The organism is Glaciimonas sp. CA11.2 (genome assembly GCF_034314045.1).
Classification (GTDB): domain Bacteria; phylum Pseudomonadota; class Gammaproteobacteria; order Burkholderiales; family Burkholderiaceae_D; genus Glaciimonas.
In genome coordinates, this window is record NZ_JAVIWL010000001.1 from 1,950,231 (window position 1) to 1,974,804 (window position 24,574).

Sequence of the window (24,574 nt, forward strand, 5' to 3'; positions counted from 1 at the left end):
GTAAAAGAATGTGGGGCGCGTTGGATATCTCCCATTTCCACGTTTGACTATTTATGTTTTGCTATTAATAATTATTCCAGTATCTGGATATTTGGAATGAGAATTGGATAGAGCAAAGTTGTTACAATGTAGTACCGCGGGCGTCGAATTTCTATACTTTTTTTGCATACTCTGCTGTTCATACTTGTGCAAGAATCAAATCCCCCACCTTCTTAAGAAAATAATCATGCAAGATTCCATCGTCTATCTCAATGGCGTGATGACGCCCCTGTCCGACGCACGTATTCCTGTGCTGGATCGTGGATTTATTTTTGGTGACGGTGTGTATGAGGTCATTCCAATGTATTCCGGCAAAGCATTCCGTGCCAAGCATCATATGGCCCGCTTATTTCGTAGTCTTGCGGCGATAGATATTCCAAATCCGCATAAGGTTGAAGAGTGGATGGCCTTGATTAACCAAGTGGTCGCGCCTTATGGACAAGACGACCAGATGGTTTATATTCACGTTACGCGTGGCGTGGCGAAGCGGGCACATGCGTTTCCCAAAGACGTGATTACGCCCACGGTTTTCATCATGACCAATCCTTTGGTTCTGCCAAGCGATGCGGTACGCGCCAAAGGCGTATCATGTATCACTATGGAAGACCAACGTTGGCTGCATTGCGAGATCAAGTCGATTTCTTTGCTTGGCAACGTACTGGCAGCGCAAAATGCGGCTGAGCACGGTGTAATGGAAGCAATCCAATTCCGTGATGGATTTCTGACTGAGGCGTCGTCGTCTAATGTCTGGATTGTCAAAAATAACGTCCTGATGGCGCCCCCCAAGAATAACCTCATTCTGGAAGGCATCCGTTACGGTTTGATCGAAGAGCTTTGCGCCGCACATGATCTTCAGTTTGTTGCGCGCCAGATTTCGCGCGCGGAAGTAGTTGAGGCCGATGAAGTGCTGCTGTCATCGGCAACCAAAGAAATTTTGCCTGTGACCGTTATTGATGGCAAAACTGTTGGAAACGGTCAACCTGGCCCCATTTATAAGGCGTTATATCAAGCCTATCAGGGAGCGAAAGCCGCCTTGTGTGATTAAGGTGACCTTGATAGCTTGATTTGTCCCTCGGGCAACGTGTCTTTTGCTATGTTGCCTGATTTTTAGAAAGCAATCGTTATGACTATGCCGACCATTCCTCACGAAGACAGCCTGATCGTCTATCCGAGCGATTTTCCTATCAAGATTATGGGGCCAACGCACGACGCATTTGCGGAAACGATCGTCGGCCTAGTGGTGCAACATGACCCAACTTTTCATATCGATAAGCTTGAAGTACGACCATCCGCTAAAGGCAATTACACTGGTTTGACAGTCACTGTGCGAGCGACTAGTCGTGAGCAACTTGATAATTTATACAGCGCATTATCGACTCATCCGATGGTGAAAATGGTTCTGTAATCGTAATTATCAGGTTAGTGTATTGCGATCGGACGCTTGCCGAGCCAATGATTATGGACTAGTTATGCTATGGCATCGCGCGTGCCGTTTCGCGAGCGTCGAAAATAGGTTTGTGTCAATCGCAAAAATAAACAGTTGTTCTGGTTAACCGGGCCAACTGTTTTGTGCTTTAAATTCTGCTATTTCTTGTGTTAACCAGCCGTGAAAGGCTTGGACCTGTGGTTTATTCATGGCCTCCGGTAAGCAAGCAAAATAATACGCATTCGGACATAGCACGACAACATCGAACAACCGAATTAACTCACCGGCGGCGATTTCTTGTAGCGCGATGGCATGCCGCGTCAAGGCGATACCAAGCCCATCCGAGGCTGAGCGAAGTAGCATCGATGCATCTTGAATTCTCAAGCCACGACTTGGTTCTGGTAGCGTTATACCTGCAGCCTCAAACCACGGTTGCCAGGACTCCTCTGAATCCATGCGCAACAGCGTGCATTGCGCTAAAGCCTCTGGCTTTTCTGGCAAATGGCCTTGCCGATAACGAGGGCTGACGACCGGATAATAAAAATCATCCATCAATTTTTCCACCACCAATCCCGGATAGTGCCCGACGCCAAAGCGAATACCAACATCGATCTGTTCCTGCGCGAGGTCCTGGAGTTGGCTTGATGATTGCAGTACGACTTCCGTATCCGGGTGCAGGTCAATGAATTTCCATAACCGCGGTGCCAGCCAACGTGCGGCAAATGACGGTAGGGCTGAAATAGTGAGTCGTTTTTGCTTGGCATCGATTTTCAAGGCCTCTGCAGCAAGCGCAATTTCAGTCAGCGCTTTGCGTATCGTTGTGGCAAACCGTTGGCCTTGGTCAGTGATTGCGATGCGCTTGCCGTGGCGCGTGAATAATGCGAGGCCTAATTCGACCTCAAGCGCACGCACTTGATGGCTGATCGCACCGGGCGTCAGGCGTATTTCCTCGGCAGCGCGCGAAAAACTGTCATAGCGTGATGCCGCCTCAAAAGCCCGCAAGGCAGAAAGGGGAGGAAGTTTGCGTAGGTCGGCCATAGTTGTCGCGCATCCCTATGTGAATAAAATTAGCAAGAACGCGTGCAATTACTCGTTTTGTTTTACCGAATGTGTTGACTAGAATGTTGTTAGCGGTCCAGCAAAGATTTCCATCAGCTGCAATTAGGGGCTGACAGAGATTATCCGGGTGGATTATAGAACTATACCAGCAGTTATCGGAGAAACATGATGAGAAATTTATTCACTAAAGAGATGCAACAGCCATTAGCCCTCAACGCAGGCCAAGTGTTGTCGATGCAAGCAGAATCTGCAGAAATATTGCAAGTTTCCAGCGGTCGTGTCTGGGTCACTATTTCTGGTCAAAGTGACGATTACTGGCTGAATGCAGGTGATTATCTCAACGTGGCCGCTGGTAGTCTCATGGTTCTTGAGGCCGACAAGGGCCGTAGTGTGATGCATTTGCGTCCTCAAATTCCGGCAGTAAGTCGATTTGTTCAGTCTGGTCGCCTAGCGTTACTGAGCTAAAGCGATTGGCGGCATAGTTTTCGGCAAAAAAGACGTGGAATACCACGTTCTTGTTTTTCGAGAACATGGCGGATGACTGGGACTAGACTGCTTGGAAATTGATGCTGGCAATCGCCATGGGCTAGCAGGACGGATCGGCGAATTAAAGACTCTCTTCGCGCCATTGCAAAGAACCATGGCAGATGTCATTTGCCTCTCGCTGAAATCCCGGTGCTGCAGAAAGTGGTAACGAAAAGCACATGCTGACCACGTCGGTATGAGTCACTTCAGCCAAGATTGCACCGCTTTGCTGTAGCAACCGTCGTAAAGGTCCTTCCAAGGCATACGGTACAGCGGCGCGCAGCGTGACAGTCACGACCAATGCGATTTTTTCTGCCGTTAATAGGGCTTGTGCCACCGTATCGGTATAAGCACGTACTAGACCCCCAGCGCCCAATCGAATGCCACCATAATAACGAACCACGACCGCCAGAACCTGTTCCAAATTCTGATGGCGTAATACATTGAGCATCGGCAAACCAGCGGTACCGCCCGGTTCGCCATCATCCGATGCGCCAGAATGACCGCCAGCCAACAGCGCCCAACAAACATGGGTGGCATTCGGGTGTTCGCCGCGCAATCTGGCGATTTCAGTCAAAGCTTCAGGTCGTCCGGCAACAGCGGTGACAAAACCGATAAACGTACTTTTCTTAATATCAATTTTGCTATGCGCAGGTTGAGCTAAGCTAAATGCCATGTTTGATCCGCGTTAATTGGTCGTAGAAATAGAGTTTTTATTGATAAAAAGACATTGGAGTCTAGAAATACTCTTGCTCGAAAGGGTGTTGCTTACATAAATGCTAGTCATGTCAGTTAGGCCCGGGCAGATTACATTGAAGTAAAGTCACCTGAAGTTGATGCGAACTATCGCACGCAATCCATTTTTCGTTATGCCAATTGGTGAAATGTCACACACCTTTTAGGCGACCTTCCAATTCCCTACTTCTAGTTTACAACATACCGTCATTTGACCCGACCGCCAGATCGGTTATCCTGATGTTCCAGAATAGCTGATCGACTTTGCTGCGGTTGTTTTTCTCTATTCCCTCTTAACAGCACTTGTTTTAACACCTTTATTGTCGACATCTCTATGCCAAGAATTATTTCTGCCAATCTCAACGGTATTCGCTCCGCCACTAAAAAGGGTTTTTTTGAATGGATGAGCAAACAATCTGCCGATTTTATTTGCGTGCAGGAGTTGAAAGCCCAAGCTCCTGACATGTCGCCTGAAATGCTCGCGCCAGAAGGTTACGTCGGCCACTTCCACTATGCGGAGAAGAAAGGCTATTCAGGCGTTGGACTTTACAGCAAACGCGCCCCAAACGCGGTCCGGATTGGATTTGGAAACCCGGAGTTTGATGCGGAAGGCCGTTACGTTGAATGTGACTTTGGCGATCTAACGGTGATTTCACTGTATTGCCCATCAGGATCGTCCGGCGAAGAACGTCAATTAGCAAAATTTCGCTTTATGGAAAGTTTTCTACCGCATTTGCAAGAGTTGAAAGCCAGCGGGCGGGAAGTCGTGATCTGCGGCGACTGGAATATCGCCCATCACGAAATCGATTTGAAAAACTTCAAAGGGAATAAAAAGAATTCCGGATTCTTGCCTGAAGAACGCGCTTGGCTGACCCAGTTATTTGATGAGGTCGCGTTAGTCGATGTGTTTCGGACGGTGGACCCACGCCCAGAGCAATACACCTGGTGGAGCAATCGCGGCCAGGCTTGGGCTAAAAATGTTGGTTGGCGTATCGATTATCATATCTCGACGCCAGGCATTGCCGCAAAAGCACACACCGTCGCCATCTACAAGGATGAGCGCTTTTCCGATCATGCTCCGCTGACGATTGATTACGCGGATCAATAAGTTTAAAAATAAGCTTTAAATTCCGGCAAAAATTGGATAGGTGAGTTGCCTCATCTTTTCCACTTACCTGCGCCGATAACTCCCTGCATTGATTGTCATATTCCGCGCTTGGTTAACGCGTGTTCAATTATCGAGCTGTGTTGTTCACGCTAAAAACTAGCCTGTAAAAGTTGGCAGCTTTACCCATCCACCGTACCGCTACCCAGTGAGCGTTCACGGTGGATTTTTGCCGGATTCTTTTCACGAAACGGTAGCTCTTTCCCGGTTTTATTTCGTCGCCGTCAAGCCGACATTTTCCCTCTAATATCGCCAATATTTCGTTACGAAAACGAAGTAGCGTCCGGCTGCGCTGGGACCGCATCCGCAGTCCGCCACGCCTAAAAAATCGTGTCTCTTTTTTCGATTTTTTTGCAATTTATTCTGTGCGCTACCTGTCATTAATCGCATTGACTGCCTCCCTTCTCAAAATGTAACTTTGCCATCAGAAATGCCATATAAAAAATATTTTTTTGGCTTATTTTTTATGCGTCGCCGAATAAGTGGCCTTTTTTTTATTCAGTAGAAACATCTATAGATGTCAATTTTAAAAGGCACAAACGTGAATAAAATTTATAAATCTGTATGGAATGAAGCTACTGGTTCTTGGATAGTTGTCTCCGAGAATGCTAAGGGCAGAGTTAAAAGTAGCAAGGGCAGCAGATCCACCGCTATTCTGTCGATGACTGCACTGGCGTTCATTGGTATTCCAGCTTTGAACAGTTTTGCCCAAAGCTATATTGCCCCTGCGGGCAACAGTTACAGCCAGACATTAACAACCGTGAGCAATGGAAATACGGCTGCCTTCACGACCCCGTTCAATGCGAACGCGGTGGTAGGAAATGGCGCCATCTTCAATAGCTACACACTCAATACGGCCAATGCCGCGAACCTGCCAAATCTTCAAAGCAATCCTATTGCATTGCCCTTGAACCTCAATAACTACTGGGCTGTTAGCCCTACAAATCAGAACGCTTCAGTCACACAAGTGGATCCGGTGACGAAAGTGAATCGGACAGTTTCTGTATATACCGACGCCAGCCTTAGCTATGCCACAATCGGAGACGCGGGGAATTTCGGATTTATTGTCGCAACGCCCGGCACTGCCAATTTATATATTCAGGCCGGGATGGCGAGCGTCGACCACACAGGCGGCACACTGAACGTCAATATTGGTGATAACGTCAACACCACAGACAGTGGGAATGCGTTAAAGATTGCCGCGAGGCAAACGGATATTACTTTTGCCGACGGTACGGGTAGCGCTGCCAGCAACATTAACTGGACGTCAAAAAATCGTATTATTTTCGAGAGCACGCCGGTCATCGCTCCGGTTGCGGCGACAACTATTCAAGGCTACGTTACGCAATTTGGAGGGGCTGTCATCGCGCCGGACGGTGCGTTGTTTTCCGTCACAAATCCGGTCGCCTTGCAAACCTACAACGCCTATCTTATTAGCTTGGTGACAGGATCATTCGGCCTCACTCAGGCGGCTTACAATGCCGCCTTTAAACAAGCATTGGGAGCAGAGACGCCGATTACGGTGAGTGCCCCACAATGGACCAACGGACAGGCCAATACGACGGACGCTGCTGCCCTTGACGTCAAATATCTGAGTGTCATGCACGCTTCCGGCACCAATGCAACGGCGACACTAACAGGCACCGGTGTATTGGAAGTTGCGGGCTCGACTGACGGCGCCTTACGCGCTGATGGAGGGGGGCACATTATTAATAACGGCCTGCTATCTGTGATGCAGTTCAGTGGCAGCACACTTCGGTCAATTGCGATGACGATTGACGGGGCCGGCAGCACTGGCGTCAACAGCGGCGTCGTTACGTCTGGGGCATGGCTGAATGCCGACGGCACGCGAGTGCCGCAAGGACCACTCTCACAAGGTAACCTATATCAAAGCTTCGGTGCACAAGTGACCAATAATGGTGTCTTTACGAATACCGGCATCATTAATGCGGCGTTAGAAGGAGGGCCAGCGCAAGCAATCGGAATTTTTTTAAATGGTGGCGGCGCTGCAGCGAGTAACAGCGGGATTATTAATATTAGCGAGAGTTGGGGCAGCACTAATGCATCGGCACCAAATGGTCAAGCCTTCGGCGTTCTGATCCAGGGAGCCGGCAGCTTTGTTAATCAAGCGAGCGGTACCATTTATATTGGACGTGCACCGCAAGCGCACGCAGGGGACATAGTTCCTGACGTCGCCATCAATAAGGGAAATGTCATCAACGCTGCCATCATGACGAATGGTAACAATGTTTCTATTGTGAATGACGGTACGTTGACGCTCGGGTCGCTAGTCCAGGATGCGGCGGGAATTGCCGTGCTCGGCGCGACGAATTTTAGTGCCACCAATAATGGCGCAATAAATGTCAACGGTGGCGCTGGGCTGGCTGCCCCGCTTCAAAATGTCGGCTTTCTAGTGCTGGATTCAACTGTGGGTACTGGCGCTGGCGCGATCAACAATGGTGCAATTTCTGTAGTCGGCGCGAATAATGTCGGAATTAAAGTTCTCGATACAGGCAGTTTCGGATCTGAAATAACGTCCACGATCGCGGGCAGCATTACGGTAGCCGGCGGTATTGATCCGACTTCTGGAACACGCAATTATGGCGTCTGGGCCGAGGGAACCGGCAGTGGTGTCGCGACTGCCAATATTGACTCCGCAATCAATTTGACAGGGGTTGGCGCTATCGGTGTGTTGGCACGTGGAAACGCCGTGATTAATGTAGGAGCAGACGTGTTGCGTGATTTTGGCAACACGGATGAAATCGGATTTTTTATTGACGGCGCACATGCCAAAATAAATGTTTCGGCCGCGAATCTGATTGTAAATACCGATCGATCGACGCTGTTTCGCATTGCTGACGGTGCCAGTTTTAGTGGTCAGGGATTGAAGATGACCGCCAGCGGTATCAATAGTACTGCGTTGTTAGGTACGGGCTCAGGTACGGCGATCAAAATCGATAATGCGGTGATTAACGTCAACAACGCTGGCGCAACTGCCGTACTGATTGAAGGCGGGGCTACCGGCGATATTAGCGCATTGGCTGACATCAACCTTAATAGTGCAGGTGCCATTGGCGGCGTGGTCGATGGTCAGCAGCATAGTTTGACTGGGGCGCTGGTCGGGACACCCGATGCGGCGACCAGATTGACATCCGCAAAAGCGCTCACCGGCAGTGCGGACAATATCGTTGGCTTCATTACACGCAATTTGGGACAGCTCGATAACAGCGGTAATATTGCCCTCACCGGTACGGATAGTATGGGTATTGATGTCCAGCAGGCTGGACGTTTGAATAACACGGGAACCATTACCGTGGGTGGCGGTGTTGGAGTCAGGGCATCGGGTAGCGATGCAGAAATTTCCAACCTCGGCACGGTGACTGTCAATGCAGGAGTTGCTGGTGTGCAATTGGTGAATGGCGCGGCTTTGACATTGACCGGCACCAACAATAGGATTACCACCTCTGGCGCCGCCAGTGGGGTGCTGCTTGATACCCATGCCGCTTCACTCGACGCCAGCAATTTGACTATTACAGCCAATGGAACCGGTGCAGGTATCGAAAACAAGGCTGAAATCGGTGCTGTCAAACTCAACAACGTAACGATCAACGCCAGCAGTGGCTCGGCCATTCGTACAGCCACCAGTTTTGATCCAACCTCCAGCGTTACGCTGAACGTTCTGGGAAGCGGAACAGGTATTGCGTTCCAACAGTATGGCACCGGCGCAGATGTCGCCAGCAATGTGGTAGTCGGGCCGCGTTACGCGATCAACGTATCGGGTGTGAGTGGAACCGGCATCCAGGCAAAGACCACCGGCGATGTCATTACCAGCGGCTTGATAACTGTCAGTAATACACGCGGCGGTGCAGCGATAGTGGCGCATGATGCTGCCACGATTACCAATACCGGAACTCTCTCTTCCGCTAGCATCAGTTCTATTGGTGTCATTGATGCTTCTGGTACCACCGCTAAGATGATTATCAACTCTGGGACCATCGTTGCAGCAAGCAACGCTAACGTCGCGATTCTGGGCGGTGACGGCGGCGACAAGATTAGTCTGGTCGGTGGCGCAGTGACCGGTAAAATCAACGGTGGTTCCGGTGCCAATACGGTCAACTGGACCGGGGGCACACTCGCGGGTGAAATTAACCTGGGTTCAGGGAATAATAACAAGGCGTTGGTTGGTGCTGTCGACCTTGCAACTACACGTCACGTCACGGCCAATGCCGGTACCACGGGCAATACACTGGAATTTTCTGGCACCCAAAACGCCAGTCGTGGCTTTGGCTCGTTTACTGCAGACGATATGACGCGGGGCCTTAATATTGGTAATAGCTATAATGCCATCACGCTATCAAACGGTGCAGATATGCGCGTTATTGGCGATCTATCGATGCAGAGTGCCGCCTCTTCCCTTAACGTGGCCGATACTACTTCCGTATTGCGTATTGGCGGCAGCGGTGCTACCGCAGGTAGCGTATTAAACCGTAACATTACAGATAAGGGCAATGTTGTATTCGATAATCTCGATATCCAGAGTTACGGCGGTGCGATCAGTGGTAGCGGTAACATGACGCGTGATCTGACCGGTACAACTACCCTGACGGGTGGGAATACTTATAGCGGGATTACCACTGTCCTCGGCGGGACGCTGGCCGCGGGGGCGACCAATACCTTCAGTGCCGCATCCGTGCACACAGTTAATGTTGGGGCGACGCTGGATCTGGCAGGTTTTGATCAACGTATCGCGGGTCTGAACAACGGGGGTACTGTGCGTCTGTTTTCTTCTTCCGACGCACTCTTGGCTGGTACTCAACTCACCATCACCGGCCCGATAGCTGGCAATGGAGGCACGGTACTTTTAGGTTCTAAGCTCGGCGTAGATAGCAGTGCGACGGATGCCTTAGTATTGAGTGGTACCGCAGCCATCGCACAGGGAATGACAAATTTGCTGGTGGTGAATCGCGGCGGGCTCGGTGCGCTGACCACAGGAAGCGGCATCCCTGTCGTGTTGGTACAAAATGGAGCGACAGCGGATGTCGGGACGTTTGTGCTCGCAAACGCTGGTGGCCATATCGATGCGGGCGCTTATCAGTACCATCTGACGGATGCGGCTGGTACACGTTATCTGACCACTTTTGCGGCAGTTCCCGATATTAAAGTTACCACCAATCGCGCCTATCGTAATGAGGTGGCCTTGTATAACGCGCTGCCCAATATATTGCGGCAAGGTGATTTGGCAATGCTATCCACCTTGCATCGGCGTGTTGGCGATGAAAATAGGCAGATTGTGGTAGACGATGGCAGTGATGAAGGTTGGGTCAATGCAAATCGGCGCGGCTGGGGGCGTGCTATTGGCGGTAACATCAATATGGCTCAGGCAGGCGACGCGAGTTTGAGCAGTCACGCCAACATGGGCGGCTTTCAGAGTGGCGTGGACATTTACGCAGGTCACAATTGGGGCGTCGGCGTATATGTGGGCGCGCTTGAGACAAACAGTAGCGTCAACGGAAACGTCGGAGGTATTTTTGGAAGCGCTGGCACGATGCGCTCAGATAGTAAATTTATAGGTGGCTATGGGACGTACCTGGACAACGGTTTCTATACCGACTTAGTGTTTCAGTATGGCATGCACCGACTTTCTGTTACCGCCCCGACCACACAATCAAATAGTAATGCGTTTAGCACTATGGCATCGATTGAGGTTGGCAAGCGCTTCTCCTTGGGCCATGGGTGGGCTCTGGAGCCTCAAGCACAACTGATTTATGGTCGTAGCAAGCTCGACACCGTAGATATCGCAGGAGCCACTGTGCAGCAGGATGCAAATGGAAAAGTATTTGGCCGCCTTGGAGCCCGTATTACGACGGACATGGCGACTTCACTCGGACATCTACAGCCTTATGCACGCTTAAATCTATGGCATGGATTTTCAGGGAAGGACACAACGACTTTTGTGAATCCTGCTGCGACAACGCCAATATCAACAAGTGTCGGTTACACCTCAACCGAAACAGCGCTCGGATTAACCTTGCAGCTTGCCCCAATGACTAGCCTGTATGGTGAGGTAGGAAAATTATTCAGGGTAGGTAACAGTGACGATGCTCAGGTCAGATCATCGGTCGAAGGTTCAATTGGATTGAAAATTGGTTTTTAAACAGTTGCGCCGCATGCAGAATTTGTTTTAGCTGTATGTGGCAAACTGGTGGTGAAGTGATATAAAACGATATTCAGGGTCGTACTTCACCATCTATAAAAACCTTTAACTCCCCTTCGCCAAATTGCATCCATGTTTCATTTGTGGTCAACGGTGAAGTCACGATCACGGCGACGCGATCTTTGGGCGTGGTTACCTGAGAAAAATCGACTGTGACATCTTCGTCCGATAGTTTCGCCTCGGCAAATGGAAACTGGCGGATGATGTAATACAAATTGGTCGAGCAATGGGCGAAAAGTGCCGACCCATCGGATAGCATCATATTAAATGTGCCATGTTGCGCGATCTCTTTAGTCAACTCTTGCAACGCCATCGTTAATTGGGCCGTCGTCGGCAAGTTTTCGCCGAAACGTTGTCGTAACTCTTGCAGAATGTAGCAAAAAGCCAACTCGCTATCCGTATTGCCAACCGGACGAAAAGCGCCATTTAACGTCGGTGCGAAAGCCTTAAGATCGCCGTTGTGTGCAAATACCCAATAGCGACCCCATAATTCGCGCACAAACGGATGACAGTTTTCCAACGCCACCTGGCCTTGCGTCGCTTTGCGAATATGGGCGATGACGTTTTTTGACTTAATCGGGCAACGACGAATCAACTCAGCCACCGGTGAGGCAACAGCGGCCTGGTAATCGACGAAATGGCGTACGCCATTGCCTTCAAAAAAGGCAATTCCCCAGCCGTCGCTATGATGGTCGGTTTGACCGCCACGGGTCGAAAATCCGGTAAAACTAAATACAATGTCGGTCGGGACATTGCAATTCATTCCAAGTAACTGGCACATGGTTTCAGGTCAAGAAGTGGTATAAAAAGCCGCTTTACAACGAATCAACAAAGCGAAAACAGACTGCTAACGTTACCACGTGCAAGTCGTTTGACAAAAAAGAAATATCAACACGAGCAGTAGCCTATTAAAAATCAAAGATAACTACGGCACAACCTGCGCGATTTTCCACCTTTGAGACTTCAAAGTACCAAAGCATTCGTAGTCACCGATTGATGAATCTGATAACTTTGGATGTTAATGATTTTGGGAGCAAGGCGTCATGGATCAATTGGCGGCGATGCGTGCCTTTCGGCGGGTGGTGGAAAATGGCAGTTTTACCGCTGCCGCGGCTGAACTCAACCAGTCGCACACCATCGTTTCACGACAAATACGCCAGCTTGAAATTGAGCTGGGTGCACAGTTGCTCAATCGTACTACGCGCCGCTTTTCGCTAACCGAGGCAGGGCAGGAATATTACGAGCGATGCAAACAAATACTTAATCAACTGGATGACGCGGCAGAAGCCATATCTTCCCATCAGGCGAGGCCGTCCGGCACGCTGCGCATCAACGCACCGCAAGCATTTGGCACCATCGAACTGTCAAGTTGGCTGCCGACATTTGTGATGGCTCATCCACAGTTACGGGTGGATTTGGTCTGTAACGACCGTTTTGTTGATCTCATTGAGGAGGGCTTCGATGTCGCGCTGCGTCTGGCGCATGACTTGGCAGACTCGACCCTCATCGCTCGGCGACTTGCAGTAAGTGATTTACTGTTAGTGGCTTCTCCCGACTATCTTCAGCGGAATGGCATTCCACAAAATCCGCTGGAACTGGCGACCCACAATTGCCTGATATATTCTCTCGCCTCGAAGCCAAGCCTATTCACTTTCACGGCAACCGATGGAACGTCGCATCCGGTTGCGGTGCGCGGCAACTTGCAAGCCAACACCGGTATTGCGCTTCGTTCGGCAGCGCTCGCCGGTTTGGGTATCGCTGCAACCGCCTCTTTTATCGTGCATGAAGATTTACGTCGCGGCGCTTTGGTGCACGTATTGCCGTCATTTACGTTAAAGCCACGTGAGTTGTATGTGCTGTATCCACAAAATCGTCATCTTTCGCCGAAGGTGCGCGCTTTTGTGGAGTTTGCGAGTGACTGGTATCGGACGCCACGCTGGTAGTGATCGGCATGCTGTCAAAACGGCGGCCACCTTCGAGGGAGCGATGCGGGTCATTTTTTTGGGAAGATTGACCGCCGGTTCGCGCATTACAGTTTTGCGACCACGGCCCTTTGTTGCTGCGTTAAGCCGCCATAACCGTATGCCGCGGCGCGTGCATCGTGCACGTGTACATAACTTTCATGATGCAAATCGCCGAGCAAATCTGCCATTGCATTGAATACTGCGGCGATATAGGCGGCTTTTTCATCAGCCGTATTCGTTTCATCGGTGATACGAATAGCCAAAAAGAAGCTGGTTTTGTGTTGCGCGTGCAAACTCTCTCCCCCGACAAACCAATGGGCCGGATCGACGTGCGAAATAGCAATCGAGGTAAGCTCCGGTTTCTTATGCAAAATGTCCGCAGTCAATTGCGAAAGCGATTGCGCAACCTTGGCCGACGTTATGGCAATTGGCGGAGTTGATAGAAGTACAGTAAGTATGGGCATGATGTGCTTTCAATAGTATTTCGGACTGGCCCGCAACGCCCCAGCGGCGCTGTGCTTTCCTGGCTGCTGCTGATCTCGGGGAACCCGTCGGTCAGATGGAGACCAAAGTGTAGCCGCGCCGGAATCCGCAATACAGCCATCCCTAAACACATAATTCGTGCAAATTACGCACTAATCGTCACCAATGGATCGCTTAGTGTGATCGAAAGCAGGTTCGCACTCTTTGTCTTCTCTGTGCTAAAGGCAATCGATCCATCGATCCATCAATCTGCAAGTGGTAACGGGCTTGGTGGTTTGATCTCTTCCAGGCAAACCATCGATTTAACGCCCGCCACGCCCGGGACCTGCATCAACCGGTCGGTCAAAAATCCGGACAGCGATTTCAAATCGCTCGCCACTACTTTGAGCAAGTAGTCAAAATCGCCAGAGATGGTGTAACACTCAAGAATTTCCGGAAATGCGCGAATCGCTTGTTCAACCTTGCGGACCTGTTTGAACTGCTCACGCGCGATGTTCAAGCTGACAAATGCCGTAACGCCCAAACCAATCGCCGCAGGTTCTACTTGCGCCGCGTAACCACGAATAATGCCGTCCTTTTCGAGCCGCTGCACCCGCCGATAGCATTGCGGTGCCGATAGATTGACCCGATCCGATAACTCGACATTAGACGCCCGCCCGTTCGCCTGCAACGTGCGCAACAAAATTTTGTCATATCGATCCAATTTTTCCATTTATCATCTCATTCCTGCACGAATCATGCGTTTAAGTAGCGAAACATGCTTCATTATGCACAAATATTTTTATGCTTTGTGATTATCATGTAATCATAAACTGTGACCGGAGCGCATCATGAAAAACCCAGCCATCGCACTAGAAAATCGCTACAGTGCGCATAACTATTCACCTTTGCCTGTCGTTCTCAGCAGCGGGCGCGGCGTGTGGCTTATGGACGAAACAGGCAAGCATTATCTCGACATGATGTCCGCCTATTCGGCAGTCAGTTTCGGTCACAGCAATCCCACTTTAGTCGCAGCCTTAACCCGTCAGGCCAACCGGCTCGCCGTGACTTCCCGTGCGTTTTATACCGATCAACTCGGCCCATTTTTGCAGTTGCTGTGTGAAATGACCGGACAACCCAAAGCGCTGCCGATGAATAGCGGTGCAGAAGCTGTCGAAACCGCGCTTAAGGCCGCGCGGAAATGGGGCCACAAGGTGAAAGGAATTCCTGATAACAGTGCCGAAATCATCGTCTGCAAGGGTAACTTTGGGGGACGCACCACGACTATTATCGGATTTTCATCCGAGCCGCAATATCGTGACGGTTTTGGTCCGTTTCCGTCAGGCTTTGTATCAATACCGTTTGGCGATGCAGCAGCGCTGGAAGCGGCAATTACACCGCGAACAGCCGCTTTTTTGGTCGAGCCAATTCAAGGTGAGGGCGGTATTATCGTCCCGCCCGATGGCTACCTCGCTGCGTGCAGAGAAATTTGTACACGCCATAATGTCCTCCTTATTTGCGATGAAGTGCAAACCGGATTGGGTCGTACCGGCAAGCTACTGGCTTGCGACCACGAAAATGTCGTACCGGACGGCCTGATTCTGGGCAAAGCGCTAGGTGGCGGCTTGTTGCCAGTATCGGCATTTTTGGCACGAGAAGACGTCATGGCCGTGTTTACACCGGGCGACCACGGCAGCACTTTTGGCGGCAATCCGTTGGCCGCTGCGGTTGGTCACGCCGCGCTATCGTTGCTGCGCGATGACCATCTGGCGGCAGCCGCTGACCGCATGGGACAGCGCTTGCAAAGCGGCTTGCGCGCGATGTCGCATCCGGCCATCCGTGCAGTGCGCGGCAAAGGGTTGCTGATCGGGATGGAACTGGACCCGTCCATTATTTCGGCCCGCGCATTTTGTGAAATATTGCTGGAGTTAGGCATGTTGTCAAAGGACACGCATGAAACCGTGGTGCGGTTTGCGCCGCCGTTGATAATTAGCGCCAGCGAAATAGACACCGGACTCAACATCATTCGTAAGGCACTCGAAGCAATACCATCGGTCACCGCGCCAGCGGAACGGAGCTACGCATGACTTACGCCGGATATGACACGGCGCAAGCGGGCATCGAAAAAAGTGAATTGGTCGAAGCCAATGTCGCTAGCACGTTGAGCGCCACAAAATCAACTTACTTGATGTGTGCGCCAGATTACTTTGAAGTCGCATACGTCATCAATCCGTGGATGGCGGGCAATATTGCGCATGCCGACCACGATGTTGCCAGTTTGCAATGGGAACAATTGGTCAGTGAAATTGCCTCCGTTGCCATCGTTCAACAGATTCCTGCCAAAGCTGGCGTGCCTGACCTCGTGTTCACCGCTAACGGCGGCGTAGTACGGGGAAATAAAGTGGTGCTCTCCCGATTTCGCCATGTTGAACGACAAGCGGAAGAAAGTCATTTCGAACATTGGTTTGCGGCGCACGGATTTGAAGTGTTAAAACTGGCATCACATTTACCATTTGAAGGGGCGGGGGACGCCTTGTTAGACCGTCATGATGACTTGTTGTGGTTTGGACACGGCCATCGCTCTGACGTGGCTTGCGCAGAACCGCTTTCTCAACTGTTGGACGTTGAAGTACAACCACTGCGTTTGGTCGATGCGCGGTATTATCATCTTGATACCTGTTTTTGCCCGCTTGAGGGCGGCGAAGTGATGTATTTCCCGGACGCTTTTGATGCTGCATCACAGATAGCTATTGCGGCCCGTGTTCCCCCGCATCGACGTTTGATTGTCAGCGCAGACGACGCCTTGCATTTTGCATGCAATAGTGTCAATTGCGGCCAACACATTTTTCTTAATTGTGCATCGGTGGCGTTGGTTAATGTGCTCACAGAGCATGGCTACATCGTGCACCAAACACCACTCACCGAATTCTTAAAAGCAGGAGGCGCGGCTAAATGTCTCACTTTAAAACTAAATGAACCTGTGCCGTGCCAACAAACCATCCCTTCAGTTATCAGGCTAGTGGATGCTGTCGATTGCCAGGAATGATCCATACCAGCGCGTTAAGCTATTGTTTCAAAGAACATAACCCTTTGATTTAACGTATAATTTCTTCTATCCACCGTATGTCTAACCCGGCGCTGCCTGCGACCGGGTTTTTGCATTTTTTTGACTGCGGATCAATACCTGTTCATTTCAAAGACTAAAGTAAGCCTATGAAGCCCGTCGTCAACCAGATATCTCCTACCGAAACCCATTTGCGGCAGTTATTGTCGCAGCGTATTTTGATACTCGATGGCGCGATGGGCACCATGATTCAGCAATACAAGCTGACGGAGGAAGATTATCGCGGTGGTCCAGTTGGGCGCTTCATCGGCTTTCAAGGTCCCGGTCGCGAATTGTTTGTCAAAGGCAACAACGAATTACTGTCGTTGACCCAACCGCATATCATCAGCGAAGTGCACGAACAGTATCTGGCCGCTGGCGCCGATCTGATCGAGACCAACACCTTCGGTGCGACGACCGTTGCGCAAGACGACTATCACATGGCGCATCTGGCGTATGAGATGAACGTTGCCTCAGCGCGTTTGGCACGTGCCGCCTGCGACAAATATTCGACCCCGGACAAGCCGCGCTTTGTCGCTGGCGCGTTGGGACCGACACCAAAAACCGCGTCAATTTCGCCAGAGGTCAACGATCCGGCGGCGCGTAACGTGACGTTCGATCAACTGGTTGCGGCCTATCTGGATCAAACGCGCGCGCTGGTCGAAGGCGGGGCCGACGTACTCTTAGTCGAAACCATTTTCGACACGCTCAATTGCAAGGCCGCTTTGTTCGCAATTGATACCTTCTTCGAAGAGTCCGGTCTGCGCTTGCCGATCATGATTTCCGGCACCGTCACCGACGCATCGGGACGTATTTTATCGGGCCAGACTGTGCCCGCGTTCTGGAATTCGATTCGCCATGCCAACCCGCTGACCGTGGGCCTCAACTGCGCACTAGGCGCGGCCTTGATGCGGCCGTATGCCGAAGAATTGTCCAAGATTGCTGACACCTTTGTCTGCATCTATCCAAACGCCGGTTTGCCCAATCCAATGAGCGATACCGGGTTTGACGAAACGCCGGATGTGACTTCATCGCTGCTAAAAGATTTCGCCGAAAGCGGCTTCGTCAACATCGCTGGCGGTTGCTGCGGCACCACGCCGGATCATATTAAAGCCATTGCCGATACCGTCGCCAGCATTGCGCCACGCGTTGTTCCCGAGACGACGCACGAGATGCGTCTGTCCGGCCTTGAGCCTTTTACCATCGACGACAGTTCGCTCTTCGTCAACGTTGGTGAACGCACCAACGTCACTGGCTCGAAAGCCTTCGCTCGATTGATTCTTAACGAGCAATACGACGAAGCGCTGGCGGTAGCGCGGCAACAGGTCGAAAACGGCGCTCAGATCATCGACATCAACATGGATGAAGCGATGCTGGATTCGTTAGCGGCGATGACCCGTTTCCTCAACCTGATCGCCTCCGAACCGGACATCGCACGCGTGCCGATCATGATCGATTCGTCGAAGTGGTCGGTGATTGAGGCGGGCTTGAAATGCGTGCAAGGCAAGGCCATCGTCAACTCGATTTCGATGAAAGAAGGCTTGCCGGAATTTATTCGCCAAGCCACATTATGCCGCCGTTATGGCGCTGCGGTAATTGTGATGGCCTTCGATGAAAAAGGTCAGGCCGATACCTACGAACGCAAAATTGAGATATGCAAGCGCGCATACGATATTCTGGTCGAACAGGTTGGCATTCCCCCGGAAGATATTATTTTTGATCCGAATATTTTTGCGATTGCCACCGGTATCGAAGAGCATAATAATTACGCCGTAGATTTTATCAACGCCACGCGCTGGATTCATCAGAATCTGCCGTACGCCAAAATCAGTGGCGGCGTATCGAACGTCAGCTTCAGTTTCCGCGGCAACGACCCGGCGCGTGAAGCAATTCACACAGTATTTTTGTATCACGCGATCAAAGCTGGCATGACCATGGGAATCGTCAACGCCGGTATGATGGGCGTGTACGACAGCCTGCCCGCTGAGTTGCGCGAACGGGTCGAAGACGTGGTGTTGAATCGCCGTGATGACGCGACCGAACGCATGATTGAAATCGCCTCTACTTTGAAGGCTGGCGCCAAGAAGGAAGAAGAAACCCTGGAATGGCGCAGCGGCACGGTGCAGCAGCGCTTGTCGCATGCGTTGGTGCAAGGTATCACGCAATGGATTGTCGAAGATACCGAAGAAGCACGTCAGGAATTGCTGGATAACGGTGGTCGTCCGATCCACGTTATCGAAGGTCCGTTGATGGACGGTATGAACGTCGTCGGTGACTTGTTCGGTCAAGGAAAAATGTTCTTGCCGCAAGTGGTGAAATCGGCACGCGTGATGAAACAAGCGGTTGCGCATTTGATTCCGTTCATCGAAGAAGAAAAACGCCTTGATGAAGAACGCACCGGCATCGCCGCCAAGCCGAAGGGAAAAATCGTTATCGCGACGGTCAAAGGCGACGTCCATGACATCGGCAAAAACATCGTTTCAGTGGTCTTGCAATGTAATAATTTTGAAGTCGTTAACATGGGCGTCATGGTCCCGTGCTCTGAAATTCTGGCAATGGCAAAGGCAGAAAATGCCGACATCATCGGTCTTAGTGGTCTGATCACACCGTCGCTGGAAGAAATGGCCTACGTCGCTAAAGAAATGCAGCGCGATCCTTATTTCCGTAGCGTAAAAATGCCGCTGTTGATTGGCGGTGCAACCACCAGTCGCGCCCATACTGCGGTCAAGATTGCACCTAATTATGAAGGTCCGGTGGTGTATGTGCCGGATGCATCGCGTTCCGTGTCAGTGGCGCAATCGCTGCTGACGCCAGAACAGCGGGATCAATACGTTGCCGAAATCGCCGTTGATTACGAGCGTATTCGCGTCCAGCACGCCAACAAAAAAGCCGTTCCGATGTTGAAATTGGCAGATGCGCGGGCCAATCGTACCAAGTTGGATTTTGCGCCGGTAAAACCGAAATTCATAGGCCGTCGCCTGTTCAAAAATGTGGATCTCGGCACACTTGCTCGCTATATCGATTGGGGTCCGTTCTTTCAAACCTGGGATTTGGCAGGTCCGTATCCCGCCATTTTGACCGATGAAGTGGTTGGCGATGCTGCCAGCAAAGTATTCGAAGAAGGTCAGGCTTTGCTGAAGAAAGTCATTGACGGACGCTGGCTGACAGCCAACGGCGTGATCGCCTTGTTACCGGCAAATACAGTCAACGACGACGACATCGAAGTCTACACAGACGATACCCGTACGCAGGTTGCTTTCACCTACTACGGCGCACGCCAGCAAACGGTAAAACCGATCATTGATGGCGTCGCACGACCAAATCAATGCCTCTCCGATTTCATCGCGCCGAAGTCATCCGGCATCGCCGATTACATCGGCTTGTTTGCAGTCACCGCAGGCATCGGCATCGAGAAATACGAGAAGCGTTTTGAAGATGCGCACGACGATTATTCGTCCATCATGCTGAAGTCATTGGCAGACCGTTTAGCCGAAGCATTTGCAGAATACTTGCATGAACGGGTGCGCAAAGATTTGTGGGGTTATGTGCCGACTGAAGACCTGTCAAGTGAAGCATTGATCAAGGAATCTTATAGCGGTATTCGTCCTGCGCCAGGTTATCCTGCGTGTCCTGAACATACCGTCAAGGCCGACATGTTCAAGGTATTGCAATGCGAAGAAATCGGCATGCTACTCACAGAATCCTACGCGATGTTTCCTGGTGCGGCGGTATCAGGTTTCTATATGGCCCACCCGGAATCGAAGTATTTTGTCGTCGGCAAGATCGGTGACGATCAGGTCAGCGATATGGCGAAACGGCGTGACGTGCCGAAGGAAGAAATCGAACGCTGGATGGCACCGAATCTGTAACGTTATTGTTCAAGCCCTTTGTCTCAAAGGGCTTTTTTTATATCTCAAATACGATAGCGGTTGGTATCGATGACTGTGTTGATAGGCGCGCGCTGATCGTTGATGAGGATTACCGCTGTTCAAAGTCTTTGCTGAACCGCCTTGATCAGCGTTGATTATATGGCGCGTTCTTAGTTCGTATCCAGCAATCGGCAGTTGCGCAACTGGCTTGCGTCTGCGCCACTACATGCGGTCCGTTCCTCACCGTTCTATTCAGAATGGATACACCCCCGATACTAAGTCGAACACCTAACAAGCATTCAAACATCGTAAAAATGCAAACAATAGCGTTGATACTCGTCGTAAATTTCGATGACCAACTCTATTGAGAATGCTATGACAAGACAGGACGCATTACCAACGCGATTCGGAGTGGACAAAAAATGAGTCTACCCATTGCAGTCGCCATGACAACCCCGTGCAGTGATCGTAAGGGAGTGGAATGCGCAATAGAAATTATGCAGCTCCGTGACATCCCCGACATCATGGAAAAAATGGGCTGGCCTATCGCCGCACAGATTATGCGGCACTGGTTCGAGAACGACTCTGGTTGGGTGATGCCCAACGACGTAAAAATAGGGAAATTTGATCCTTGTAAACTGACGCCAGCGGAGTATGACGACCAGATTATCAAGATGGCGTGGTTACTGAAATTTCCGCGTGCGGTGGAGGCGTTTGATGATGTTTTGGAAAATTGGGCAACGGATAATGGAAAGGATGAGCTTGTTAAAAAATTAATAAAATGGGGTTGGAAACCAAAATCGATAGAGCCATGCAAGTTAGGAAGCCGCACCCTGTCTGCGCGTGAACTAGATAGTAAGTGCCAGGTGAATTACCGAGAATTTGGCACAAAACTAGATGTTATGGACGAGCTATACGGTGCTGTTGGCAAGGGCATTTTTAAACTGGCCGTAGTCGGCGAAACAAGCACCAATTGGTTGCTGCAACAGGACATATTTCATGTCAAGCATATCGGCATTTACTTACGCGATACCTACGACTTCAATACTACTAGCACTTTTGAAGAAATGGTTCCTTTGGGGGTATGGAGCAAAACGCGGTTACTTCCAAAAGATGAAATGGCTGCTTACATGTTGTTGTACAGCGCTATAAACAAAACAAACATGAGTAAACAATTTCCTAGTGTGGTCCCTGCCTTTAACGACGACTTCCGACGCTACCAAACGCGCCATAAGACAGGTGGGGATTTTGTGGTGTATTCGGATGTGATGTGGGTAAAAGTACCTAAAAAAATGGAGATAGCGCTACCGTGGCAAAAATCAAAATCAAAATCAAAATAAAATGGATTTTCATATTAATAGCTCTTCCTGTACTTGCCTATTTTACGTATAAAAATTGGCATGAGGGAACGCCTTACGGAGAAAAACAATATAGCCCGAATAAGGAGTTCTATTATCAGCGATACAAAGTCTTCACCATTGAGGAGTGGATTCCGTACGTGCCGATGCCAGGAGGAGGTTCTGACAGTTTGTTTTATGTAGACGGTTACGTCAGGGGATATACAGCAAACGGAGATTTTATTGGAGAAGCGTACGCACACGGAATGCCGATGGCAAACATATTCTGGATATATGACTTTCTTGTCGTGATGGATGGTGCTAGTAACAATGATGATGATGGACGAATTAAGTTTCCAAAAGATGTAGGTTTTCCATGATAAAAATCAGAAGAAAATGGCTTTTCATATTAATAGCCCTTCCCGTGCTTGCTTATTTTTCTTATGAAAATTGGCATGAGGGAACGCCGTACGGCGAAAAACAATATAGCCCGAATAAGGAGTTCTATTATCAGCGATACAAAGTCTTCACCATCGACGACTTGATTCCCTTCATGCCGCTGCCGGGCGGAGGTTCTGACAGTTTGTTTTATGTAGACGGTTACGTCAGAGCATATACGGCGGCCGGAGACTTTATTGGAGAAGCCTACGCACACGGAATGCCAATGGCAACCAAATCTTGGTGGCGCAATAAACTCGCAGTGATGGATGGTGAGGAAAGCGGCAAGGATGGCGAGGGCATAATTATCCTTCCGGGAAGTTCAAGCGAGCCATGATAAATATCAGAAAAAAATGGCTGTTCACATTAATAATGCCTCCTGATTGTCTATTTCAATATGTAAATATTCACCAGAAAATTCCATACGAAGAAAAAATATAGTCTGAACAAATTTTTGTTCTGTTAATAAAAAGCGGCCTGCTTAACATCTCAACAGGCCGCAAGTTTCATCATGATATTTTCCAATACGCCACATTCAGCGTCAATCCCACCAGCTCAATTTAATCCAGCAGTCTCCACTTAAACATCAATAGCCGCTTGCGAGTGCACCCGATTGCGTAATTCAAATTTTTGAATTTTCCCAGTTGAGGTCTTCGGTAGCGTACCAAAATACACGGCTTTCGGCACTTTGAATCCTGCCAGAATATTTTTACAAAAAATGATTATTTCCGCTGCCGTTACTGTTGCCCCTTCTTTTAACTCGACAAAAGCGCATGGCGTTTCTCCCCATTTTTCGTCCGGCTGGGCGACTACTGCGGCGGCTAAAACGTCTGGGTGGCGATAGAGCGCTTCTTCGACTTCGACGCTCGAAATATTTTCTCCTCCGGAGATGATGATGTCTTTGCTGCGATCCTTAATTTTGACATAGCCGTCGGGCATGCACACGCCGAGATCACCGGTATGAAACCAGCCACCTTCAAATGCTGCTTGTGTGGACTTTTCGTTTTTGAGGTAGCCCTTCATGCAGATATTGCCGCGAAACATGATCTCGCCAATTTCTAAGCCATTGGCTGCTACTGGTTGCAGCGTCGTCGGGTGCAATACGGCGAGCGATGTTTGCAGGTGATAGCGCACGCCTTGCTGTGATTTTTTGACGGCGCGGGCGTCGACGCTGAGTCCACTCCAATCGGCTTGTTCTGCGCACACGGCTGCGGGACCGTAGGTTTCGGTCAATCCATAAACGTGGACCAGATCGAAGCCCATTTCTTCCATTTTTGCGAGTACGGCGGCGGGCGGCGGCGATCCTGCGACCATGCCGCGTACGACGCCCTGTATGCCATCGCGCCATTCGGCGGGTGAGTTGGCTAATGCGGCATGCACAATCGGGGCTGCGCAATAGTGCGTAATTTTCTGTTCTTTGATCAGGTCAAATACCAGCTTTGGTTCAAACTTGCGCAAACACACGTTGACGCCGGCGCGCGCGGCAATTGTCCATGGAAAACACCAGCCGTTGCAATGAAACATCGGCAGCGTCCACAGATACACAGGATGCTTCGGCAGATCCCATTCGAGGATATTCGATATGGCATTCAGCGTTGCGCCACGATGGTGATACACCACACCTTTAGGGTCGCCCGTTGTGCCGGAAGTGTAGTTCAGTGCTATCGCGTCCCATTCATCCGTTGGCGGCTCCCAGACAAAATCGGTATCGCCGGTTGCCAGTAACGCTTCATAGTCGGTATCGCCAAATGGCGCGGCTTGCGGCCCGAGCAAATCATGCACGGCAATAATCGTCAGACCAGCAATCTGCTGTGCGAGTTGCCCCGCCAGTTCAGCGAATTCGGTATCCACGACGAGGACTTTGGCTTCGGCATGGCGCAGCATGAAGGTCAGCGAGGTCAGGTCGAGTCGAATGTTCAGCGCGTTTAGTATGGCGCCTGCCATCGGAATGCCAAAGTGCGCCTCCACCATCGCGGGTGTATTCGGCAGCATGACGGCGACAGTGTCGCCTTTTTTGACGCCAAGTCGCTGCAAACCGCTGGCAAGTCTTTTGGTGCGGTCGTATGTCTCGCGCCAGTTTTGCCGGAGTTGCCCGTGCACAATCGCTAGCCGGTCGCCGTAGACCTCGGCGGCGCGAGCGATGAAATCGATGGGCGTGAGCGCTACAAAGTTGGCTTGATTCTTGCCAAGGCCGGTGTCGAAATCTGCTGCCATGCTAGTCTCCTGATGGAATATGCC

The 24,574-nt window shown here is 50.5% G+C and carries 18 protein-coding genes; 12 read left to right on the top strand and 6 right to left on the bottom strand.

What is annotated here, in order from left to right:
- Positions 1-226 precede the first annotated feature (226 nt).
- Both RGU75_RS08355 and RGU75_RS08360 read left to right on the top strand, forming a co-directional pair.
- The gene (locus tag RGU75_RS08355) at positions 227-1,084 is read left to right on the top strand and encodes a D-amino acid aminotransferase (protein WP_322234836.1); all 858 of its coding nucleotides are present in this window, start codon (positions 227-229) and stop codon (positions 1,082-1,084) included.
- A gap of 84 nt (positions 1,085-1,168) precedes the next feature.
- Positions 1,169-1,444, top strand: coding sequence for a DUF493 family protein (locus RGU75_RS08360; RefSeq protein ID WP_322240341.1), 276 nt, complete (start codon positions 1,169-1,171; stop codon positions 1,442-1,444).
- Between the two features lie 144 nt (positions 1,445-1,588).
- Here the strand turns inward: RGU75_RS08360 and gcvA are convergent, their stop codons facing one another.
- Positions 1,589-2,503, bottom strand: a complete 915-nt coding sequence (gene gcvA, locus RGU75_RS08365; protein WP_322234837.1) for a transcriptional regulator GcvA — start codon at positions 2,501-2,503, stop codon at positions 1,589-1,591.
- A 186-nt stretch (positions 2,504-2,689) separates the two neighbouring features.
- On the opposite strand from gcvA, the gene RGU75_RS08370 reads away from it, so the two are divergent.
- Positions 2,690-2,989, top strand: a complete 300-nt coding sequence (locus tag RGU75_RS08370) for a DUF2917 domain-containing protein (protein WP_322234838.1) — start codon at positions 2,690-2,692, stop codon at positions 2,987-2,989.
- A gap of 142 nt (positions 2,990-3,131) precedes the next feature.
- Here the strand turns inward: RGU75_RS08370 and RGU75_RS08375 are convergent, their stop codons facing one another.
- Positions 3,132-3,725: a YigZ family protein gene (locus RGU75_RS08375; RefSeq protein ID WP_322234840.1), complete on the bottom strand. Its 594-nt coding sequence runs from the start codon at positions 3,723-3,725 to the stop codon at positions 3,132-3,134.
- A gap of 393 nt (positions 3,726-4,118) precedes the next feature.
- Here RGU75_RS08375 and RGU75_RS08380 point away from each other — a divergent pair, with 393 nt between their 5' ends.
- Both RGU75_RS08380 and RGU75_RS08385 read left to right on the top strand, forming a co-directional pair.
- A complete protein-coding gene (locus RGU75_RS08380; protein WP_322234842.1) occupies positions 4,119-4,892 on the top strand; it encodes an exodeoxyribonuclease III in 774 nt (257 codons plus the stop codon).
- Between the two features lie 598 nt (positions 4,893-5,490).
- Positions 5,491-11,103 carry an autotransporter domain-containing protein gene (locus RGU75_RS08385; RefSeq protein WP_322234844.1) on the top strand — a complete coding sequence of 1,871 codons (5,613 nt, stop codon included), beginning with the start codon at positions 5,491-5,493 and terminating at the stop codon, positions 11,101-11,103.
- Positions 11,104-11,176: 73 nt separating this feature from the next.
- Here the strand turns inward: RGU75_RS08385 and RGU75_RS08390 are convergent, their stop codons facing one another.
- Positions 11,177-11,944 (bottom strand): class II glutamine amidotransferase, encoded by a 768-nt coding sequence (locus RGU75_RS08390; RefSeq protein ID WP_322234846.1) that lies wholly within the window; start codon positions 11,942-11,944, stop codon positions 11,177-11,179.
- A 262-nt stretch (positions 11,945-12,206) separates the two neighbouring features.
- On the opposite strand from RGU75_RS08390, the gene RGU75_RS08395 reads away from it, so the two are divergent.
- Entirely contained in the window at positions 12,207-13,106 is a 900-nt protein-coding gene (locus RGU75_RS08395; protein WP_322234847.1) for a LysR family transcriptional regulator, read from the top strand.
- A gap of 86 nt (positions 13,107-13,192) precedes the next feature.
- Here the strand turns inward: RGU75_RS08395 and RGU75_RS08400 are convergent, their stop codons facing one another.
- Positions 13,193-13,591 (bottom strand): 4-oxalocrotonate tautomerase family protein, encoded by a 399-nt coding sequence (locus RGU75_RS08400; RefSeq protein ID WP_322234850.1) that lies wholly within the window; start codon positions 13,589-13,591, stop codon positions 13,193-13,195.
- 263 nt (positions 13,592-13,854) lie between these two features.
- Positions 13,855-14,322, bottom strand: a complete 468-nt coding sequence (locus RGU75_RS08405) for an Lrp/AsnC family transcriptional regulator (protein ID WP_322234853.1) — start codon at positions 14,320-14,322, stop codon at positions 13,855-13,857.
- 118 nt (positions 14,323-14,440) lie between these two features.
- Between RGU75_RS08405 and rocD the strand changes: the two genes are divergently transcribed.
- The 6 genes from rocD to RGU75_RS08435 all read left to right on the top strand — a co-directional run bounded on the left by rocD (position 14,441) and on the right by RGU75_RS08435 (position 22,673).
- A complete protein-coding gene (gene rocD, locus RGU75_RS08410; protein WP_322234854.1) occupies positions 14,441-15,676 on the top strand; it encodes an ornithine--oxo-acid transaminase in 1,236 nt (411 codons plus the stop codon).
- On the top strand, positions 15,673-16,635 hold the full coding sequence (locus tag RGU75_RS08415; protein WP_322234856.1) for a dimethylarginine dimethylaminohydrolase family protein: 963 nt from the start codon (positions 15,673-15,675) through the stop codon (positions 16,633-16,635). Before rocD ends, RGU75_RS08415 begins: the two co-directional genes overlap by 4 nt.
- Before the next feature lie 167 nt (positions 16,636-16,802).
- Positions 16,803-20,561: a methionine synthase gene (gene metH, locus RGU75_RS08420; RefSeq protein ID WP_322234858.1), complete on the top strand. Its 3,759-nt coding sequence runs from the start codon at positions 16,803-16,805 to the stop codon at positions 20,559-20,561.
- 422 nt (positions 20,562-20,983) lie between these two features.
- Positions 20,984-21,901 (top strand): DUF6402 family protein, encoded by a 918-nt coding sequence (locus tag RGU75_RS08425; RefSeq protein WP_322234860.1) that lies wholly within the window; start codon positions 20,984-20,986, stop codon positions 21,899-21,901.
- Positions 21,871-22,278 carry a hypothetical protein gene (locus tag RGU75_RS08430; RefSeq protein ID WP_322234862.1) on the top strand — a complete coding sequence of 136 codons (408 nt, stop codon included), beginning with the start codon at positions 21,871-21,873 and terminating at the stop codon, positions 22,276-22,278. Before RGU75_RS08425 ends, RGU75_RS08430 begins: the two co-directional genes overlap by 31 nt.
- Complete coding sequence (locus RGU75_RS08435) at positions 22,275-22,673, top strand: hypothetical protein (protein ID WP_322234864.1); 399 nt, start codon at positions 22,275-22,277, stop codon at positions 22,671-22,673. The genes RGU75_RS08430 and RGU75_RS08435 overlap by 4 nt, the downstream gene beginning before the upstream one ends.
- Before the next feature lie 242 nt (positions 22,674-22,915).
- On the opposite strand, the gene RGU75_RS08440 is transcribed toward RGU75_RS08435, so the two are convergent.
- Entirely contained in the window at positions 22,916-24,550 is a 1,635-nt protein-coding gene (locus RGU75_RS08440) for an acyl-CoA synthetase (protein WP_322234866.1), read from the bottom strand.
- Between the last annotated feature and the right edge of the window lie 24 nt (positions 24,551-24,574).

What these genes read in the sequence shown, in the direction of transcription:
- rocD (WP_322234854.1), top strand. Translation starts at nt 14,441, where the DNA reads ATGAAAAACCCAGCCATCGCACTAGAAAATCGCTACAGTGCGCATAAC.
- RGU75_RS08415 (WP_322234856.1), top strand. Translation starts at nt 15,673, where the DNA reads ATGACTTACGCCGGATATGACACGGCGCAAGCGGGCATCGAAAAAAGT.
- gcvA (WP_322234837.1), bottom strand. Translation starts at nt 2,503, where the DNA reads ATGGCCGACCTACGCAAACTTCCTCCCCTTTCTGCCTTGCGGGCTTTT.
- RGU75_RS08355 (WP_322234836.1), top strand. Translation starts at nt 227, where the DNA reads ATGCAAGATTCCATCGTCTATCTCAATGGCGTGATGACGCCCCTGTCC.
- RGU75_RS08390 (WP_322234846.1), bottom strand. Translation starts at nt 11,944, where the DNA reads ATGTGCCAGTTACTTGGAATGAATTGCAATGTCCCGACCGACATTGTA.
- RGU75_RS08375 (WP_322234840.1), bottom strand. Translation starts at nt 3,725, where the DNA reads ATGGCATTTAGCTTAGCTCAACCTGCGCATAGCAAAATTGATATTAAG.
- RGU75_RS08435 (WP_322234864.1), top strand. Translation starts at nt 22,275, where the DNA reads ATGATAAAAATCAGAAGAAAATGGCTTTTCATATTAATAGCCCTTCCC.
- RGU75_RS08425 (WP_322234860.1), top strand. Translation starts at nt 20,984, where the DNA reads ATGAGTCTACCCATTGCAGTCGCCATGACAACCCCGTGCAGTGATCGT.
- RGU75_RS08380 (WP_322234842.1), top strand. Translation starts at nt 4,119, where the DNA reads ATGCCAAGAATTATTTCTGCCAATCTCAACGGTATTCGCTCCGCCACT.
- RGU75_RS08405 (WP_322234853.1), bottom strand. Translation starts at nt 14,322, where the DNA reads ATGGAAAAATTGGATCGATATGACAAAATTTTGTTGCGCACGTTGCAG.
- RGU75_RS08400 (WP_322234850.1), bottom strand. Translation starts at nt 13,591, where the DNA reads ATGCCCATACTTACTGTACTTCTATCAACTCCGCCAATTGCCATAACG.
- RGU75_RS08360 (WP_322240341.1), top strand. Translation starts at nt 1,169, where the DNA reads ATGCCGACCATTCCTCACGAAGACAGCCTGATCGTCTATCCGAGCGAT.
- RGU75_RS08370 (WP_322234838.1), top strand. Translation starts at nt 2,690, where the DNA reads ATGATGAGAAATTTATTCACTAAAGAGATGCAACAGCCATTAGCCCTC.
- RGU75_RS08440 (WP_322234866.1), bottom strand. Translation starts at nt 24,550, where the DNA reads ATGGCAGCAGATTTCGACACCGGCCTTGGCAAGAATCAAGCCAACTTT.
- metH (WP_322234858.1), top strand. Translation starts at nt 16,803, where the DNA reads ATGAAGCCCGTCGTCAACCAGATATCTCCTACCGAAACCCATTTGCGG.
- RGU75_RS08395 (WP_322234847.1), top strand. Translation starts at nt 12,207, where the DNA reads ATGGATCAATTGGCGGCGATGCGTGCCTTTCGGCGGGTGGTGGAAAAT.